The sequence below is a fragment of the Streptomyces sp. NPDC047022 genome (assembly GCF_040644155.1).
Classification (GTDB): Bacteria; Actinomycetota; Actinomycetes; order Streptomycetales; family Streptomycetaceae; genus Streptomyces.
In genome coordinates, this window is the sequence record NZ_JBEYVV010000034.1 from 28,830 (window position 1) to 47,019 (window position 18,190).

Below are 18,190 nucleotides of genomic sequence, written 5' to 3' on the forward strand. Positions count from 1 at the left end.
GCAACCGGCGAACATCCCCTCAGGAGAGAGCGAGACGTGGTCCCACGTACTTTCACGCTCAAGGGCGCAGACCCGCGGGAAGCGGCGCTCCGCGTCCTGATCGTCCCGCACGCCGGTGCGGGGGCGGCCAGCGGCCGGGCCTTCGCCGACCACGCCCCCGCCCCCTGGATGGTGGCGACGGCCCGGCTGCCGGGAAGGGAGTCGCGCGTGAGGGAGAGCATCCCGCGGCTGCCCGGTCTGGTGGACGACGTGGTGGCCGTGATCCGCGCCCTGCCCGGCACGGCACCGCTGGTCGTGGTTGGTGTGTGCTCCGGTGCGGTCATCGCTCTCGAGGCCGTGCGCGCCGTACAGCGCGAGGGCGGCGGCTCGGTGGCGGGCCTCGTTGTGGTGTCGCAGTGGGCGGTGACGGAGAAGCCCGACCCGGATCGCCGCTCGGTGGGCGACACGGACGACACCGGCGAGATCCTGGAGATCCTCGAAGAATACGGCGGCGTACCCGAGTTGCTGGCAGGGAACGAGGAGATGCTCAGGCTGGCCCTGCCGCCCGTCGTCGCGGACATCCGGGCCGTCGAGGACTACTCGTCGGACCCGCACCCGCCGCTCGGCTGCCCGCTGCTCACCGTGTTCGGCGACGAGGACCCGCTCTGCCCCGAGGACCGGACCGCCGACTGGGCGATGTTCAGCGACAACACCCGCACGGTCTGGGTGCCGGGCGGGCACATGCTCCTGGCGGAGAGCCCCGCCCTGCTGGTGAACGCCCTCGCGGGCAACCTCGACCAGTTCGCCGTGCGACAGAGCCGGGTCCTGCGCACCGACCGCGAGGGGCACTCCCATGCCGATCGCCGCGGCTGACCCCGCGTACCGAATCGACGCCCTCCTGCTGGAGCGCTGGAATCGCGACCCCGGGCTTCCCGCGCTGATATCCGGCGAAACCGTCATCAGCATGGGCGAGTTGAAGGACCGGGTGCTGCGCGCCGCCGCCGCGCTGCGAGCCCGTGGTGTGGGAGCCGGGGACCGCGTCGTGGTCTATCATGAACGGTCCGCCGAATTCCTGGTGGCCATGCTCGGCGTGGTGTTCGCCGGTGCCGCCCACGCGGCCGTCGATGTCGATGAGCCGTTGCGGCGCACGCTCAGGACCGTGGACGACTGCGCCCCCAAGGCGGTGATGACCAGCTCCGCACTCAGCGGGCGGTTCTCGGACACGCGGTCCGGCACCCTCATCCTCACCGAAACCGAAACCGAAACCGAAACCGAGACCGGTATCGGGACCGAAACCGACCCCGGCACCGACTACGCCGCGCCGTTCCCGGTCGGCGGCTCGGCCGAGGACCCTGCCGTCGTCATCCACACCTCCGGCTCCACCGGCCGCCCCAAGGCATCCCTGATCAGCCATCGCGCCCTCGTCTCACGGCTGCTCGCCCTGCAGGGCACGCACCGCATGGACGAGCGCGACCGGATGATCCACCACACGGTGTGCAGCTTCGACATGTATCTCAGCGAGACCTACTGGCCGTTGCTCGCCGGTGCCACGGTCGTCATCGCCGCGCCGGGCCGCCAGCGCGACGCCGACCATCTCGCGGCGCTGATCCGGGACCACAGGATCACGACGTTCTACTGCGTCGTCTCCCTCCTCGAACTCTTTCTGCTGACCCGTGATCCGGCGGAGCGGTACGACGGAATCCGCCAGGTGCTCACCGGTGGCGAGCCGCTCGGCCCGGAGCTGGTCAAGCGCTTCTACGCACGCTCCTCCGCCTCGCTCACCAACCTCTACGGCCCCAGCGAGTGCACCATCTACTGCACGGCCTGGGTCTGCCCGCGCGATCCCGGCCTCGACACCGTGCTGATCGGTTCAGCCATCCAGGACACCGAGTTGTGGATCCTCGACGAGAACGGGTCCCTGGTGCCGGAGGGGGAGCCCGGAGAGCTCTGGATCGGCGGCGCCGGCCTGGCCCTCGGCTATCTGAAGCGGCCCGAGCTCACCGCCGAACGTTTCGTGGAGTCCCCCTCGGTGAGCCCGGGGAGCCGCCTCTACCGGTCGGGCGACCTGGTACGGGCCCGCCCCGACGGCGTCCTGGAGTTCCTCGGCCGTGTCGACCGCCAGGTGAAGATCCGTGGCATCCGTATCGAGCTCGGCGAGATCGAGGCCACCGTTTCCCGGGTCGCCGGCGTCCGGCAGGCAGCGGTCGTCGCGCACGGCTCCGGCATCGGGAAGCAGCTCGCCGCATACCTCGTACCGGAGGCGGCCGGGGATACGGAGGCTCTCGTGTCCACCGCACGCGAGACACTGCGTACTTGGCTCCCGCGCTCCATGGTGCCCACGGCCATCGAGGTGGTGGACGCGCTGCCGTTGACGGCGGGCGGCAAGCTGGACCGCCTGCTGCTGGAGGACCGGGCGGCTGAACGGACGGCGGAACCCGCCCCCGGGCGGAAGAGTCGCGCGACGGCCCTCCACGCTGCCGGAGACCTCGAAAGCGTGGTGTCCGAGGTGTGGTGCCGGGTGCTCGACGTGCCCGCCGTCCACGCCGACGACGACTTCTTCGACCTGGGAGGCAACTCCTTCCAGGTGCTCTCCGTCATCGAGGAACTCCGCGCGCGGCTGGGACTCCCCATTCCCCTGGCAGCACTGCTGCTGGAGCCCACCGCGGCCGCCTTCGCCGCCGAGCTGCGCCGCATCCTGGATCAGGAGTCCGCACGTTGAGCCCCACACGGAACAGCCGCCTCATCCGCTCCTTCGCCGACCTCGCACCGCACCGGTTCGACCCGAAACGTCCCGTGGTCACCCTGTTCAGCGGCGGACTGGACAGCAGCTATCTGCTCCTCAGGCTGGCGAAAGCCGGCTTCACCGGCATCCACGCCGTCAGCGTCGACCTCGGCGCGGGCGAGGACATGGACGAGCAGCGGCTCGTGGCCGAGCAGCTCTCCGTGCACCTGCATGTCATAGACGGACGGGACATGTTCGCCGAGGACCATGTCCGCCCGGCCATCGCCGCCCAGGCTATCTACCTCGGAACCCATCCCATCAGCTCCTCCCTCAGCAGACCCCTCATCGCCAAACTGGCCATGGACATCGCGACCGGCCTCGACGCCTGGGGAGTACTGCACACCGCCAACCGGTCGCAGAACACCCTGCGCAGACTCAACGGCGCGCTCGGACTCCTCGGCTGGAGCGGGTACTACGGCACCCCGTACGACCTCGATCCGGTCGGCCGCGAGCAGAAGTGCCGGGAACTGGAGGAGGCCGGGCTGGTCCATATGAGCAAGCGGATCGCCAGCATCGACGCCAACCTCTGGTGCCGTGAGTTCGAGTCCGGTGTGCTGGACGACCCCGAGGAGCACAGCGTTCCGGAGCACCTCTATCGGTGGAGCGTGCGGGACGAGACCGTCGCGGACGAGAGCGTCGAGATCGGTTTCGCCCAGGGAGTGCCCGTCACCGTCGACGGGACCCGCCTCCCGCTGCGGCGGATCGTGGACACCCTCAACCACCGGGCCGGCGCTCACGGCATCGGCCGCTACAGCGGACTCGAACATCTCTCCGGCGGCCAGAAGGTCCTCGAACTCCGCGAGATGCCCGCGGCCACGGTGCTGCTCGGGACCTACCGGCATCTGGAGACCGCGACCCTGGCGGCGGAGACCATACGGGAGAAGATGCACCTGGAGCAGATCTGGGTGCGTGAAGCGCTCGAGGGCCGCTGGTTCGGTGAACTGCGGGAAGCGGCTCAGTCGTTCATCGAGTCCTGCGCCTCGCGCGTCACCGGCACCGTGCGGTGGCGCCTGCGGCCCGGCACCTGCGAGACACAGTCGATCGTCGCCGGCTCGCCCCGCTATGTACGCGATCGTGAGGACTGGGAGCGCGAGTCGATCCGCCTCGGCGGCTGACCCCGGAGAAATCCCGGAGGCGCCGCCGCACCTCCTCCGGACCCGCATGCGCGAGGGTCGGCAAGACACGGCGGCACACCTCTGAGGACTGCAGGACTGCAGGACTGCAGGACCGGAGGACCGGAGGACCGGAGGACCGTCAGATGTTCCGGAACGTCTCGATCTGCGCGCCCACCGAGTTGAGGCGCTCGGCCAGGTCCTCGTAGCCGCGGTTGATGACATACACGTTGCGCAGCACGGACGTGCCCTCGGCCGCCATCATCGCCAGCAGTACGACCACCGCGGGCCGCAGCGCGGGCGGGCACATCATCTCGGCGGCGCGCCAGCGGGTCGGGCCCTCGACGAGCACGCGGTGGGGGTCCAGCAGCTGGAGGCGGCCACCGAGGCGGTTGAGGTCCGTCAGGTAGATGGCCCGGTTGTCGTACACCCAGTCGTGGATCAGTGTCTTGCCCTGCGCGGCGGCGGCGATGGCGGCGAAGAACGGGACGTTGTCGATGTTCAGGCCGGGGAACGGCATCGGGTGGATCTTGTCGATCGGCGCCTCCAGCTTGGAGGGCCGCACCGTGAGGTCCACCAGCCGGGTACGGCCGTTGTCGGCGACGTACTCGGTACCGCGGTCGTGATCGAGGCCCATCTCCTCCAGCACCGCGAGCTCGATCTCCAGGAACTCGATCGGCACCCGGCGCACCGTCAGCTCCGACTCGGTGACGACCGCGGCGGCCAGCAGGCTCATCGCCTCGACCGGGTCCTCGGAGGGGGAGTAGTCCACGTCGACGTCGATGTCCGGCACGCCGTGGACGGTCAGCGTGGTGGTGCCGATGCCTTCGACCTGGACGCCGAGCGCCTCCAGGAAGAAACAGAGGTCCTGCACCATGTAGTTGGAGGAGGCGTTGCGGATGACCGTGACCCCGTCGTGGCGGGCGGCGGCCAGCAGCGCGTTCTCGGTCACGGTGTCACCGCGCTCGGTCAGCACGATCGCCCGGTCGGGCGAGACGGACCGGTCCACCACGGCGTGGTAGGCCCCCTCGGTGGCGGTCACGTCGAGACCGAACCGGCGAAGCGCGATCATGTGCGGCTCGATGGTGCGCGTGCCGAGGTCGCAGCCGCCGGCGTACGGCAGCCTGAAGCGGTCCATACGGTGCAGCAGCGGCCCGAGGAACATGATGATGGAGCGCGTACGGCGGGCGGCCGCGGCGTCGATGGCGCTCATCTCGAGGTCGGCGGGCGGCACGATCTCCAGATCGACGCCGTCGTTGATCCAGCGGGTCCGCACACCGATCGAACCGAGCACCTCGAGGATGCGGTAGACCTCCTCGATGCGGGCGACCCGGCGCAGTACCGTGCGCCCCTTGTTGAGCAGCGAGGCGCACAGCAGGGCCACGCAGGCGTTCTTGCTCGTCTTCACATCGATGGCGCCGGACAGCCGACGGCCGCCGACCACCCGCAGATGCATGGGGCCCGCATAGCCCAGGGACACGATCTCACTGTCCAGGGCTTCACCGATTCGGGCGATCATCTCAAGACTGAGGTTTTGGTTGCCGCGCTCGATGCGGTTGACGGCACTCTGACTGGTGCCGAGCGCCTCGGCGAGCTGCGCCTGGGTCCAGCCACGGTGCTGCCTGGCGTCACGGATGAGCTTGCCGATACGTACGAGGTAGTCGTCTGACATGAGGCTGAGGCTATCTCAGATATGAGATGGCGCCTGCTGGGGGGTCTGTTCGGGTGAGTCACCTTCAGTGACGCCCGAGGGGGAGGAGGCGGTGACTCCGGAGGGCGTCCGGTCCCGCCGAACGCGGAGCACGAGCACGGTGAGGCCCGGCGCCCTGCCGCGTCACCGGTGCTGCGGGCGCCATTCGAAGAGCAGGATGGTCACGTCGTCCCGCAGTTGGTTGCGCTGGTAATCGAGGATGGCGTGGTTGAGCAGTCGCAACACCTCGGCCGGGAGCTGGCCGGCGGCGTTGGAGCGGATGATGAACTCGGTGAACCGGTCGAGGCCGAACTCCTCACCGTTCGCGTCGCGGGCCTCCACGACACCGTCGGTGTAGAGCAGGACGCAATCACCCGGTTCCAGTGTCGTCTCGTGGACCTGCCGGGCCCCGGGGGCGAGCGACCCGACCAGGCCGATCGGCGGCTGCGGGGGGCTGTCCAGCGCCCCGGCGAGCACCCGCTCGTCACGGATCAGCAGGGGCGGGGGATGGCCGCAATTGACCCAGCGCAGCACCCCCGTCTCGGCATCGAGCCGGCACAGCACGCCGGTGCAGAACTGGTCGGGCAGCCACCGGGCGAGCGCCTGGTCGACGGAGCCGACGATGTCCGCCAGGGTGCGGCCGCCACGGCGGGCTTCCCGCGCCGCCGCCATGGCGACCGACGTGGTCAGGCCGGCGGTCAGATCGTGCCCCATGGCGTCGAGGATCATGGTGTGCAGCACGTTCTTGATCACCGAGTGGTCGAAGGCGTCGCCGGCGACGTCGTACGCCGGTTCCAGCACGGCGGTCGAGACGCATCTTCTGCTGCCGACGGTGCTGGGCGGCAGGAAGGCCCGCAGCATCTCGGCGGGCAACCGCATGGTCGCGGTGCGGGTGCGGCCGGCGAGCCAGTCGCTGTAGGCGCGCTTGGAGGTGATCAGCATGGCGAACAGATGGGCCAGCATCCGGCTGCGGCGCATCCGCACCCCGTCGAGCGAGGCGGTCCGTACCGCCAGCACGCCCAGCCGCTCCGCACCGTCGACCAGAGGCATCCAGACGATCAGGCCGCTGTCGGCCTCGACCACCCGCGGGGAGACCGTGCGGTACGCCCAGCCGCCGCACGAGCGGTCCACCGGCAGCGGCTCCAGTTCCTCGTCGAGCGGGATGAGGATTCGCTGTTGCAGGTCGACGAGGTAGATCAGCGCGGTGTCCAGTCCGAGGGCCGAGGCGCACCGGTTCGCCAGGCCGGGCAGTTCCACCGGGAGGGCCGTCTGCGCCTCGATGATCAGCTCTTCCAGCCGAATCTCGTCGACGGCGGTGTCGGGACCGAAGGACTCGCGCGCTGGGTCCGACACGGGATCACCCCTTCCGTGCCCAGTCTCACACCGATCCCCCCTTCCCTCACGTCAGGCGGGACCGGCCCCGGGACGGACATGGGCAGCGGTGGACCCGGGCCGGACATGACCATCCGGCCCCCATGTACTAGAGTTATCTCGACATCGAGATATCTGCCGAGGCGCCCCGCAGCCGCCGGCCTGGTAAGGGATGCCTAACTTAGCCTTACCTTAGCTGATCGGCCGAACTGTCGTGGCGGCAGGATGCGGTGGTACGCGCACATCAATGAAGGAGACTGTCGTGTCGGCGAACAGCTTCGACGCCCGCAGCACGCTGCAGGTGGGCGACGAGTCGTACGAGATCTTCCGGCTGGACAAGGTGGAGGGCTCGGCCCGCCTGCCGTACAGCCTCAAGGTCCTGCTGGAGAACCTGCTCCGCACCGAGGACGGCGCGAACATCACCGCCGACCACATCCGTGCCCTCGGCGACTGGGACTCCCAGGCCCAGCCGTCGCAGGAGATCCAGTTCACGCCGGCCCGCGTGATCATGCAGGACTTCACCGGTGTTCCGTGTGTCGTGGACCTCGCGACCATGCGTGAGGCCGTGAAGGAGCTGGGCGGCGACCCCGCCAAGATCAACCCGCTGGCCCCGGCCGAGCTGGTCATCGACCACTCCGTGATCGCCGACAAGTTCGGCTCCCAGGACGCGTTCAAGCAGAACGTAGAGCTGGAGTACGGCCGCAACAAGGAGCGCTACCAGTTCCTGCGCTGGGGCCAGACCGCCTTCGACGAGTTCAAGGTCGTCCCGCCCGGCACCGGCATCGTCCACCAGGTGAACATCGAGCACCTGGCCCGTACGGTCATGGTCCGGGGTGGCCAGGCATACCCCGACACCCTCGTCGGCACCGACTCGCACACCACCATGGTCAACGGCCTCGGTGTCCTCGGCTGGGGCGTCGGCGGCATCGAGGCCGAGGCCGCGATGCTCGGCCAGCCGGTCTCCATGCTCATCCCGCGCGTCGTCGGCTTCAAGCTCACCGGTGAGCTGAAGCCCGGCACCACCGCCACCGACCTGGTGCTGACCATCACCGAGATGCTCCGCAAGCACGGTGTCGTCGGCAAGTTCGTGGAGTTCTACGGCGAGGGCGTGGCCGCCACCTCGCTCGCCAACCGCGCCACCATCGGCAACATGTCGCCGGAGTTCGGCTCCACCGCCGCGATCTTCCCGATCGACGGTGAGACCCTCAACTACCTGCGCCTGACCGGCCGTTCCGAGCAGCAGGTCGCGCTGGTCGAGGCGTACGCCAAGGAGCAGGGTCTGTGGCTGGACCCGCACGCCGAGCCGGACTTCTCCGAGAAGCTCGAGCTGGACCTGTCCACGGTCGTCCCCTCCATCGCCGGCCCGAAGCGCCCGCAGGACCGCATCGTCCTCGCGAACGCCGCCGAGCAGTTCAAGGTCGACGTGCGCAACTACGTCGACACCGTCGACGAGGCGGGCAAGGAGTCCTTCCCGGCCTCCGACGCGCCGGCCGCCACCAACGGCGTGCCGTCCAACCCGGTCCAGGTCACCGCCCCCGACGGCACGACCTACACGATCGACCACGGTGCGGTGACGGTCGCGGCCATCACCTCCTGCACCAACACCTCCAACCCGTACGTCATGGTCGCCGCCGCCCTGGTGGCCAAGAAGGCGGTCGAGAAGGGCCTGACCCGCAAGCCGTGGGTCAAGACCACCCTCGCCCCGGGCTCGAAGGTCGTCACCGACTACTTCGACAAGGCGGGCCTGACCCCGTACCTCGACAAGGTCGGCTTCAACCTCGTCGGCTACGGCTGCACCACCTGCATCGGCAACTCCGGCCCGCTGCCGGAGGAGGTCTCCAAGGCCGTCAACGACCACGACCTCGCGGTCACCTCGGTCCTGTCCGGCAACCGCAACTTCGAGGGCCGGATCAACCCCGACGTCAAGATGAACTACCTGGCGTCCCCGCCGCTGGTCGTCGCCTACGCCATCGCGGGCTCCATGAAGGTGGACATCACCAAGGACGCCCTGGGCACCGACCAGGACGGCAAGCCGGTCTTCCTGGCGGACATCTGGCCGGCCGAGGCCGAGGTCAACGACGTCGTCGCCAACGCCATCGGCGAGGACATGTTCAACAAGTCCTACCAGGACGTCTTCGCGGGCGACGCCCAGTGGCAGTCCCTGCCGATCCCGACCGGCAACACCTTCGAGTGGGACGCCGAGTCGACGTACGTCCGCAAGCCTCCGTACTTCGAGGGCATGGAGATGGAGCCGGCCCCGGTCACCGACATCGCCGGTGCCCGCGTGCTCGCCAAGCTGGGCGACTCGGTCACCACCGACCACATCTCCCCGGCCGGTGCCATCAAGGCCGACACCCCGGCCGGCAAGTACCTCACCGAGCACGGTGTGGAGCGTCGTGACTTCAACTCCTACGGCTCCCGCCGGGGCAACCACGAGGTCATGATCCGCGGTACGTTCGCCAACATCCGCCTGCGCAACCAGATCGCGCCGGGCACCGAGGGCGGCTACACCCGCGACTTCACCCGGTCCGCCGAAGGTGAAGACGGGGCGCCGGTGTCGTTCATCTACGACGCCTCGCGCAACTACATCGAGCAGGGCATCCCGCTGGTCGTCCTGGCCGGCAAGGAGTACGGCTCCGGCTCGTCCCGTGACTGGGCCGCCAAGGGCACCGCCCTGCTCGGCGTCAAGGCCGTCATCGCCGAGTCGTACGAGCGCATCCACCGCTCGAACCTCATCGGCATGGGCGTCCTGCCGCTGCAGTTCCCGGAGGGCCAGAGCGCCGAGGCCCTCGGCCTGACCGGTGAGGAGACCTTCTCCATCGCCGGTGTCACCGAGCTGAACGACGGCACGACGCCGCGCACGGTCAAGGTCACCACCGACTCGGGCGTCGAGTTCGACGCGGTCGTCCGCATCGACACCCCCGGTGAGGCCGACTACTACCGCAACGGCGGCATCATGCAGTACGTGCTGCGCAACCTGATCCGCAAGTAAGCGGTCCGGTAAGGCACTTGAGGGCCGTATCCCCGGCGGGGATACGGCCCTCGGACGTTGTGCGGCGACCTGGCCGGCAAGGCGGGGTCCTCTGCCTGCCGCGGCACTAGATCCATCCGGCGACCGTGGCGATGGCGAACGGCGCCGGTACCAACGTGGTCATCCCGAGCCACAGATTCATCGACCTGCCCTCCTGCCACGGCACGAGCACGTCCACCACCAGGATCATGCCGAGGACGAACGCGCTGCCGAGCACCGCGCCGAGGACCATGCTGACGGTGTGGTCCGCGGCGTCCCTGGCACAGCCGAACGCGTCGTAGCAGGGGAGCAGTGCGTACCTCGTCAGCAGCCAGCGCACGCACACGCCGGGAAGTATCGCGCCCAGACCGATGAAGAGGTTCGCCACCGCGGCCGACCACCAGGAACCGGCGATGGTCTTACCGCGGCCACCGTCCGCACCGGAACCCTGCACAGCCCGCCCTCTCCCCAATCGCTTCGTTCGTAGTGGTAGATGACCACCAGAGCACTAGGGTTGCCCCCGCGTGGGCGAGGACGGGCAACACCGCCCCGACGAGTGACGTTCCGTACCCATCGGGTTGCCGTGGGTTGCCATGGGTCGCTTCGGGAGCCCTGGCGGGCGGCGGGGTTCGTCGGGCGGGGGCTCCGGGCGGACCGGGTGGCAGGTGTGCGTGCCACCCGGTCCGCGAGCCGGACCGGCACGGGGGGAGAGAGCCGGACCGGGTGATTGATGGCTTGTGTCACCGATGGCGCTCGCGGCCGGTGGGGCAACGTTGTCCTAATGGTCTGTGCATGACTGTACTTCAGCGGTGGACAACGATGTCAAGGGCGTTCCTCCGTAAGACTGACAAGGCTGATACACGCTGTGTCAGGCCAGCAGCTCCACCTCCGCCAAGGTCGACTCCCCGCTCAGCACCAGCCGGTAGTGCGCGTACGAGCCCGGGTGCGGGACGGAGAACGCCCTGGTCTGCCGGTCCCAGGTGAAGCGTTCGCCCGAGCGCTCGTCGAGCGTCGTCCATTTCGTGCCGTCCCGGGATGCCTGGAGGGTCCAGCCGCCGGGGGCCTTCGTGTGGTCCGCCGGGGATGTCAGGGTGTACTGCACCGCCTTGGCCGGCCCGGTCACCGGCAGGTCGACGCTCGTCACCGTCGCCTCCGTGGCCGATGTGTCGTCGAAGAGCGCGCCGGCCCCCTTCAGCACGTCGGCGCGGGGCGAGGGCACCTTGTCGTCCTGGGTGATCGACACCGGTGCCGCGTTCTTCCCGGTGCCCCAGGACGACGGCCGCGGACCCATGTCGAAGTCCAGCTCCCCGCCCTTGGCCAGCAGCGCGTGCGGCAGGGACGTGGACGACCATCGCTTGCCGTTCACCGTCAGTCCCTGGACGTACACGTTCCCGGCGCTGTTGCGCGGGGCCTTGATCACCAGGTCCGCTCCGCTGTCCAGGTGCACGGTCGCCCTGGTGAACAGCGGCGACCCGATGGCGTACTCACCGCTGCCCATCACCAGCGGATAGAAGCCCAGCGCCGAGAAGACGTACCAGGCGGACTGCTCGCCGTTGTCCTCGTCTCCGATGTACCCCTGGCCGATCTCGCTGCCGGTGTAGAGGCGGGAGAGGACCTCGCGGACGCCGGCCTGCGCCTTCCAGGGCTCGCCCGCGGCGTCGTACATGTACAGGACGTGGTGCGCGACCTGGTTGGAGTGCCCGTACATGCCCATCCGGACATCGCGCGCCTCCGTCATCTCATGGATGACCTCGCCGTACGAGCCCGCGAACCGCGGTTCGGCCGTCTCAGGCGTCGCGAAGAAGGTGTCCAGCTTGTGCGCGAGCCCCGGACGCCCGCCGTACAGGTTCGCCAGGCCCCGGCTGTCCTGCGGGACCGTGAAGGCATAGCCCCAGCCGTTGGTCTCCGTGTAGTCGTAGCCCCACACCCGCGGGTCGTACGCCGAGGGGTCGAGCCGCCGGCCGCCGTGCCCGTCGCGGCCCTGGAAGAAGCCGATCCTGGAGTCGAAGAGGTCGACATAGTCCTGGGCGCGGTTGAGGAAGTACGCCGACTCCTCCTTGTAGCGCCTTTCTCCGGTCTTGGCGAACAGCGCCCGGCCCATCTTCGCGATGCCGTAGTCGTTGATGTAGCCCTCCATCGCCCACGACATGCCCTCGCGGGTGCCGGTGCTCGTGTAGCCGAGGAACGGCGAGGTGGTCATGCCCTTGCGCCCGACTCCGGCGGACGGCGGCACGACCGTCGCGTTCTTCACCGCCGCGTCGTAGGCCGTCCTGGCGTCGAACTTCACGCCTTTCACATAGGCGTCCGCGAACGCCACGTCCGAGGACGTGCCGGTCATCAGGTCCGCATAGCCGGGCGAGGACCATCGTGAGGTCCAGCCGCCGTCCTTGTACTGCTGCACGAAGCCGTCGGCCAGTTCACCGGCCTGCTTCGGCGTGAACAGGGAGTACGCGGGCCATGCCGTCCGATAGGTGTCCCAGAAGCCGTTGTTGACGTACACCTTGCCGTCGACGATCTTGGCTCCGGTGCGGGTGGGGGTGTCCGGGCCCTTCGGCGGGGAGAAGGACGAGGCGTACTTGTAGGCCGAACCCACCTTCTCGAAGCCCGAGTCGGGGTACAGGTACAGCCGGTAGAGCGAGGAGTACAGCGTCGTGAGCTGGTCCGCCGTCGCGCCCTCGACCTGGACCCTGCCGAGCAGCCCGTCCCAGGCCCGCTGGGCCCGGGCGCGCACCTGGCCGAAGGAGGTGCCGTCGGGGATCTCCTGGCGCAGATTGTCCTGGGCCTGGGCGGTGCTGATCAGAGAGGTGGCCAGACGCAGTGTCACCGTGTGACCGGCGCCCGGCTTGAAGCGCAGATAGCCCTTCACCCCGGAGGCCGCCCCGTCCGTCACGGGCGCGTCGAACCTGCCGTAGACGAACAGCCGCGTAGCGCCCGTCGACAGTGCGGACCTCACGTCCGAGAAGCCGGTGACGACGCCGTTCGCCTTGTCGAGCGTCAGCCCCGCCTGCTCGGTCACATTGTCGAAGATGACGCTCGCGTCGTCGCCGGGGTAGGTGAACCGCAGCACCGCCGCGTGGTCCGTGGGCGCCATCTCCGCCTTCAGGCCGTTCTCGAAGGTCACTCCGTAGTAGTACGGCCGTGCGGTCTCGTTCTCGTGCCGGAAGGACAGCGCCCGTGACGCCCGGCCGGTGTCGGGGGTGCCGGAGACGGCGGACGGCATCACCTGGAACGTCTGCCGGTCGCCCATCCAGGGACTCGGCTCATGACTGGCGCTGAACGCCTCGATGGTGGGCAGATTGTCCGCGTTGTTGGCCCGTGCGTAGTCGTACAGCCAGCTCAGCGAGCTCGCGTTGGTCACCGGCGTCCAGAAGTTGAAGCCGTGCGGGACGGCGGTCGCCGGGAAGTTGTTGCCGCGCGAGAACGAACCGCTGGAGTTGGTGCCGCGAGTGGTCACCGCGTAGTCGGACGGATGCGCCTGAGGCTTGTCGGGCGGCACGGTCTTCAGGACGATGTCGTCCAGCCAGCCCTGGAACTTGGCGGGACCCTTGGGCGAGTCGTACGCGACCAGGATCCGGTCCACGGTCTTGCCGGCCGCGACCGATCCGATCCGCGAGACGATGTTGTTCCACTGGTTCACGTACAGGCTCTTGGACGCGCCCTGGCCCTGCGGGGTCAGCGGGAAGCCGTGCTGGTCGAGCGCGCCGAGGGAGCTCAGATACGTGCCGTCGGTGAAGGCCAGGTCGACGGAGACGTTCGTGGCGTCGTAGTCACGGTCCCCGTCCGCCATCGCCGGGAAGACGCGGTACGACAGCTGGGTGTCCCGTCCGACGCTCACGTCGACGTCGAAGACCTTGTTGTAGGAGTACGCCCGCCCGTCCGCCGTGTGCCTGCCCGCGTACCACAGCGCCCGCTTGCCCGTGAAGCCCGCGCCCGTCTTGGCGGTCGGGGAGCCGGCGGGGCCGCGGTCCACCAGGGTGCGCATGTTCTTGGGTGCGGGCGTGGTGCCCCCGTCCATGGTGCCGTCCACGCCGGACGCCCGCTGCGAACCGTCCGCCGCCGTGTCCACGGTGTCCAGCCATGTGGGGGCCGTATCGCCCGGCTCGAACGACGAGGCGAACGCCTGATCGGCAACGGCCGCCCGCGCCGGCAGTGCCACCGCCGCGCCCTGGGTGGCCGGAAGCAAGGCGAAGACGGCCGCTGCCACGACCGCCGTAGGAGCCCGTCTGTGCCGAGATCTGTGCCGCATACGCAAGCACCCTCCCTGCGCCGTGAAAATATGGACAACGTTGTCAAGTTGGCCGCGCAGGGACCAGTAGGTCGTCAAGTGGTTCATGGTGTCAAGGGCGTTGGGTGTGGCATTCGGGCTCAATGCGGAGATACGGCCATTCTTGATGTTCCCCGGCGTGTGCCCGTCGCGGGTTGTTTCCGCGAGGTCTCAACTCGGAAAAGCGCGGCGCCAACCTTGCATTCGATCTTGCTCCATTGGCGGGAAGTGGACTATACCTGTCGGCGACCGGAGCGGCTGCCCTCTGCGTTTGCGGCAGCCGCAGACGGGCACGACTGGCAGGACCCGGGGGGAATCGGAAGACGGCCGTCCGTTCGACCGGAGTGCGGTGCGATCGAACGCCGTGCTGTCCCACTGAATCCCTCGTGCACGACCCGAGCTTCACCATCACCGCGGTGCCGGGGAGGATCCGGTTCACCGCCTGAGTCCTGGAGAAGGCGAGGACTTGAGCATGGGATCCACTTCCGGAGAGCGCGCAGAACCCGCAGGCGTAGGCCGCCGTGATCTGATCAAGCGGTCCGCCGCGCTCGGTCTGGTCTCCGTTCCCACGATGAGCTTCCTGTCCGCCTGCGCCAGCAGCGGAGGCGGCGGGAACGACAAGGCCAAGGCGGGCAAGAAGACCAAGCAGAACCCCCTCGGCGTCAACGAGAGCGCGCAGATGGAGTTCGTGCTCTTCGACGGCGGCTTCGGAAAGGAGTACGCCGAGGACGCGGTCAAGATCTACGAGAAGGACTTCCCCAAGGCGAAGGTCAAGTTCTCCGCCACACAGAAGATCCAGTCCACCCTCCAGCCCCGGTTCAACCAGGGAAATCCGCCGGACCTCATCGACAACTCCGGTGCCGAGCAGATGGACATGGGCGTTCTCGTCGGCAAGCAGCAGCTCGCCGACCTGACACCGCTCCTTGACGCGCCCTCGTTCGACGATCCCGCGAAGAAGGTCCGCGACACTTTGCGTCCGGGCATCGTCGAGATGGGGCAGTTCGACGGCAACCCCGTATGGATCATGTACTACGCCTACACGGTGTACGGCGTGTGGTACTCGCAGAAGCTCCTCGACTCGCTCGGCGAGAAGTACCCGGAGACCTGGGACGAGATGCTCAAGGTCTGCGAGAAGGCCAAGAAGAAGGGCATCGCGGGCTGGACGTACGCGGGCAAGTACCCGTACTACATCCCCTTCTCCCTGTATCCGATGATCGGCAAGGTCGGCGGTCGCGAGGTACTTGACGCCATTGACAACCTTGAGCCGAACGCCTGGAAGCATCCAGCCGTCAAGGCATGCTTCGAGGCGTACTACGAGCTGTACAAGAAGGGCTACATCCTCAAGGGCACTCCCGGGCTCGACCACATCCAGTCGCAGACCGCCTGGGCCAAGGGCAACGCGTTGTTCATCCCGAACGGCTCCTGGGTGGAGAACGAGTCCGCGAACGTCATCCCGGCCGACTTCGACCTCGCCGTCTCCGCGCCTTCGGGCATCGACGCCTCCGACAAGATGCCTTTCGGCACGATCTGGGCCTCCGGCGGCGAGCCTTTCATCGTCCCGGCCAAGGCGGCGAACCCGTACGGCGGTATGGAGCAGCTGCGCATCATGCTCAGCGAGGCGTCCTCGAAGAACTTCACCACCAAGGTCAAGTCGCTGACGGCATTCAACGGCGGCACCACGGGTATCAGTCTCACTCCGGGCCTCAAGTCCGGTGTCGCGGCGCTGGAGAAGGCGGGCAGCAATGTCCTGAACCCGCGTCTGCAGGACTGGTACGTGCAGCTGCAGAAGGAGAAGATCGGTGTGGCCGGCCTCGGCGAGATGATGGCCGGACGCCTCAGCCCGGCCGAGGCCGTCAAGAAGATCCAGGGCTTCGCCGACGAGGCCGCGAAGGACACGACGATCAAGCACTACAAGCACCAGTGAGGGACCGTCACCAGCGGTGGCCGCCGGCCCGTTTCACGGCTTCCAGGACCGGCGGCCAATCCCTCAGGCAGCAGCGGCGAGATCGGGGTCGGTAGTAATGCACCACGGCAAGTACCGGTTCATCGTGGGGTTCCTGGCGGTGCCCCTCGGGCTGTACGCGCTGTTCGTCGTATGGCCGTTCATCCAGTCCATCTACTACTCGTTCACGGACTGGACGGGCCTGAGCCCCGAATTCAAGATGGTGGGCTTCGACAACTACAAAAGGATGTTCCACGACGACATCTTCTGGAAGTCGCTGTGGCACAGCCTGCTGTTCGCGCTGCTGCTCCCGCTGGTGACGATCAGTCTGGCGCTGTTCTTCTCGTTCATGATCAATGTGGGCGGACGGCGCCGGAAGGGCGGACCGGTGATCACCGGTGTGCGCGGCTCGTCCTTCTACAAGATCGTCTACTTCTTCCCGCAGGTGCTCTCGATCGCCATCGTCGCGCTGCTGTTCGCTTTCGCGTACAACCCGGACAGCGGCGCGATCAACTCGCTGCTGCGCGGCATCGGGCTCGGGAGCATCCAGCCGCTGTGGCTCGGCGATCCGAGCCTCGCGCTGTGGTGTGTGATGGCGGTCCTCGTGTGGTCCACGGTCGGCTTCTTCGTGGTCCTCTTCTCCGCGGGCATGGCCTCCATCCCGGGGGACCTCTACGAGGCGGCGCTGCTCGACGGCGCGGGCCGCACCACGACGTTCTTCCGGATCACGCTGCCCCTGCTGTGGGACACCGTGCAGTCCGGCTGGGTGTACATGGGCATCCTGGCCCTGGGTGCCGAGTCGTTCGCGGTCGTACAGATCATGACGACCGGACCGGGCGGCCCCGACTACTCGACCACCGTCATGGTGCTGTACGTCTACCAGAAGGCGTTCCGTGACGGTCAGGCCGCCTACGCGACCACGATCGGTGTCGCCCTGCTCGTCGTGACGCTGCTCTTCGCGGCGATCGTGATGCGGCTCGGCCGGCGCGAGCGGGTGGAGTTCTGAGCATGCGCGGATCCGATCACATGGCTGGAGTCCTGATCGTGCGGCTGGAGATCTGATCATGAAGACGACCGAAACGCCCGCCCCTCTCCCGGCGGAATCCGGCTCCGCCGTCACCAGGACCGCGGCCCCCGCAAAGGGGCGGCCCCGCGAGAAGCGGGAGGGTGCCGTCCTCAATGTCTTCTCGCACGGCGTCCTCGTGCTGTGGGCGTTCATGGTGGTCCTGCCGCTGCTGTGGGCCGTGATGACATCCTTCAAGGACGACGACTCGATCTTCAGCTCACCCTGGGCGCTGCCGGACAAACTCCACTTCGACAACTGGGCACGGGCCTGGACCGACGCCAATATGAGCGACTATTTCCTCAACACCGTCCTGGTGGTGGGGGGGTCGCTCATCGGAACGCTGGTGCTGGGATCGATGGCGGCGTACGTCCTGGCCCGGTTCGACTTCCCCGGCAACCGGTTCATCTACTACCTGTTCGTGGGCGGCATGAGCTTTCCGATCATGCTGGCGCTGGTCCCGTTGTTCTATGTCGTGAACAACATGGGGCTGCTCAACACGATTCACGGTCTGATCCTGGTCTACATCGCCTATTCGCTGCCGTTCACGGTGTTCTTCCTGACGGCTTTCTTCCGCACGCTGCCGACCTCGGTGGCGGAAGCCGCGTTCGTGGACGGGGCCTCGCACACCCGCACGTTCTTCCAGATCATGCTCCCGATGGCGAAGCCGGGGCTGATCAGCGTGGGCATCTTCAACTTCCTGGGTCAGTGGAACCAGTACATGCTGCCCACGGTGCTGAACACCGACCCCGACAAGCACGTCCTGACACAGGGCCTGGTGCAGCTCGCCGCCAGTCAGGGCTACAAGGGCGACTGGTCCGGGCTCTTCGCGGGCCTGGTGATGGCGATGCTGCCGGTGCTCGCGGCGTACGTCGTCTTCCAGCGGCAGGTGGTGCAGGGGCTGACGGCGGGGGCCCTGAAGTAGCCAAGCCTTGAACCGGCCGAGTTCTTGAAGTATCGGCACCGGTGGAGTAGCC

Annotated in this window: 11 protein-coding genes; 7 read left to right on the forward strand and 4 right to left on the reverse strand. The window is 68.1% G+C overall.

The window, feature by feature from the left end; translation table 11 throughout:
- Positions 1-36: 36 nt before the first annotated feature.
- Genes ABZ845_RS26700 through ABZ845_RS26710 form a run of 3 tightly spaced genes read left to right on the forward strand, consistent with a single transcriptional unit; the run spans position 37 to position 3,876 of the window.
- Positions 37-852: a thioesterase domain-containing protein gene (locus ABZ845_RS26700; protein ID WP_360984128.1), complete on the forward strand. Its 816-nt coding sequence runs from the start codon at positions 37-39 to the stop codon at positions 850-852.
- Positions 833-2,698: a non-ribosomal peptide synthetase gene (locus tag ABZ845_RS26705; RefSeq protein ID WP_360984131.1), complete on the forward strand. Its 1,866-nt coding sequence runs from the start codon at positions 833-835 to the stop codon at positions 2,696-2,698. The genes ABZ845_RS26700 and ABZ845_RS26705 overlap by 20 nt, the downstream gene beginning before the upstream one ends.
- Positions 2,695-3,876 (forward strand): argininosuccinate synthase-related protein, encoded by a 1,182-nt coding sequence (locus ABZ845_RS26710; RefSeq protein WP_360984134.1) that lies wholly within the window; start codon positions 2,695-2,697, stop codon positions 3,874-3,876. The genes ABZ845_RS26705 and ABZ845_RS26710 overlap by 4 nt, the downstream gene beginning before the upstream one ends.
- Before the next feature lie 139 nt (positions 3,877-4,015).
- Here the strand turns inward: ABZ845_RS26710 and ABZ845_RS26715 are convergent, their stop codons facing one another.
- Together ABZ845_RS26715 and ABZ845_RS26720 are read right to left on the reverse strand one after the other, a co-directional pair.
- Positions 4,016-5,545: a UDP-N-acetylglucosamine 1-carboxyvinyltransferase gene (locus ABZ845_RS26715; RefSeq protein ID WP_360984137.1), complete on the reverse strand. Its 1,530-nt coding sequence runs from the start codon at positions 5,543-5,545 to the stop codon at positions 4,016-4,018.
- A gap of 162 nt (positions 5,546-5,707) precedes the next feature.
- Complete coding sequence (locus ABZ845_RS26720; RefSeq protein WP_360984140.1) at positions 5,708-6,916, reverse strand: PP2C family protein-serine/threonine phosphatase; 1,209 nt, start codon at positions 6,914-6,916, stop codon at positions 5,708-5,710.
- Positions 6,917-7,196: 280 nt separating this feature from the next.
- On the opposite strand from ABZ845_RS26720, the gene acnA reads away from it, so the two are divergent.
- Positions 7,197-9,926, forward strand: coding sequence for an aconitate hydratase AcnA (acnA, locus tag ABZ845_RS26725; RefSeq protein WP_360984143.1), 2,730 nt, complete (start codon positions 7,197-7,199; stop codon positions 9,924-9,926).
- Positions 9,927-10,032: 106 nt separating this feature from the next.
- Here acnA and ABZ845_RS26730 read toward each other — a convergent pair whose 3' ends face one another.
- The gene (locus ABZ845_RS26730) at positions 10,033-10,398 is read right to left on the reverse strand and encodes a hypothetical protein (RefSeq protein WP_360984146.1); all 366 of its coding nucleotides are present in this window, start codon (positions 10,396-10,398) and stop codon (positions 10,033-10,035) included.
- A gap of 414 nt (positions 10,399-10,812) precedes the next feature.
- The gene (locus tag ABZ845_RS26735) at positions 10,813-14,190 is read right to left on the reverse strand and encodes a GH92 family glycosyl hydrolase (RefSeq protein WP_360984149.1); all 3,378 of its coding nucleotides are present in this window, start codon (positions 14,188-14,190) and stop codon (positions 10,813-10,815) included.
- 490 nt (positions 14,191-14,680) lie between these two features.
- Between ABZ845_RS26735 and ngcE the strand changes: the two genes are divergently transcribed.
- The 3 genes from ngcE (at position 14,681) to ABZ845_RS26750 (ending at position 18,138) form a co-directional block, all read left to right on the forward strand.
- Positions 14,681-16,132 (forward strand): N-acetylglucosamine/diacetylchitobiose ABC transporter substrate-binding protein, encoded by a 1,452-nt coding sequence (gene ngcE, locus ABZ845_RS26740; RefSeq protein ID WP_360984152.1) that lies wholly within the window; start codon positions 14,681-14,683, stop codon positions 16,130-16,132.
- Between the two features lie 97 nt (positions 16,133-16,229).
- The gene (locus tag ABZ845_RS26745; RefSeq protein WP_360984155.1) at positions 16,230-17,156 is read left to right on the forward strand and encodes a sugar ABC transporter permease; all 927 of its coding nucleotides are present in this window, start codon (positions 16,230-16,232) and stop codon (positions 17,154-17,156) included.
- A gap of 58 nt (positions 17,157-17,214) precedes the next feature.
- Positions 17,215-18,138 carry a carbohydrate ABC transporter permease gene (locus tag ABZ845_RS26750; protein ID WP_360984158.1) on the forward strand — a complete coding sequence of 308 codons (924 nt, stop codon included), beginning with the start codon at positions 17,215-17,217 and terminating at the stop codon, positions 18,136-18,138.
- The last annotated feature ends 52 nt before the right edge of the window (positions 18,139-18,190 follow it).

Excerpts from the sequence above, each read along its gene's own strand:
- ABZ845_RS26705 (WP_360984131.1), top strand. The coding sequence starts at position 833 with ATGCCGATCGCCGCGGCTGACCCCGCGTACCGAATCGACGCCCTCCTG.
- ABZ845_RS26715 (WP_360984137.1), bottom strand. The coding sequence starts at position 5,545 with ATGTCAGACGACTACCTCGTACGTATCGGCAAGCTCATCCGTGACGCC.
- ABZ845_RS26735 (WP_360984149.1), bottom strand. The coding sequence starts at position 14,190 with ATGCGGCACAGATCTCGGCACAGACGGGCTCCTACGGCGGTCGTGGCA.
- ngcE (WP_360984152.1), top strand. The coding sequence starts at position 14,681 with ATGGGATCCACTTCCGGAGAGCGCGCAGAACCCGCAGGCGTAGGCCGC.
- ABZ845_RS26745 (WP_360984155.1), top strand. The coding sequence starts at position 16,230 with ATGCACCACGGCAAGTACCGGTTCATCGTGGGGTTCCTGGCGGTGCCC.
- ABZ845_RS26750 (WP_360984158.1), top strand. The coding sequence starts at position 17,215 with ATGAAGACGACCGAAACGCCCGCCCCTCTCCCGGCGGAATCCGGCTCC.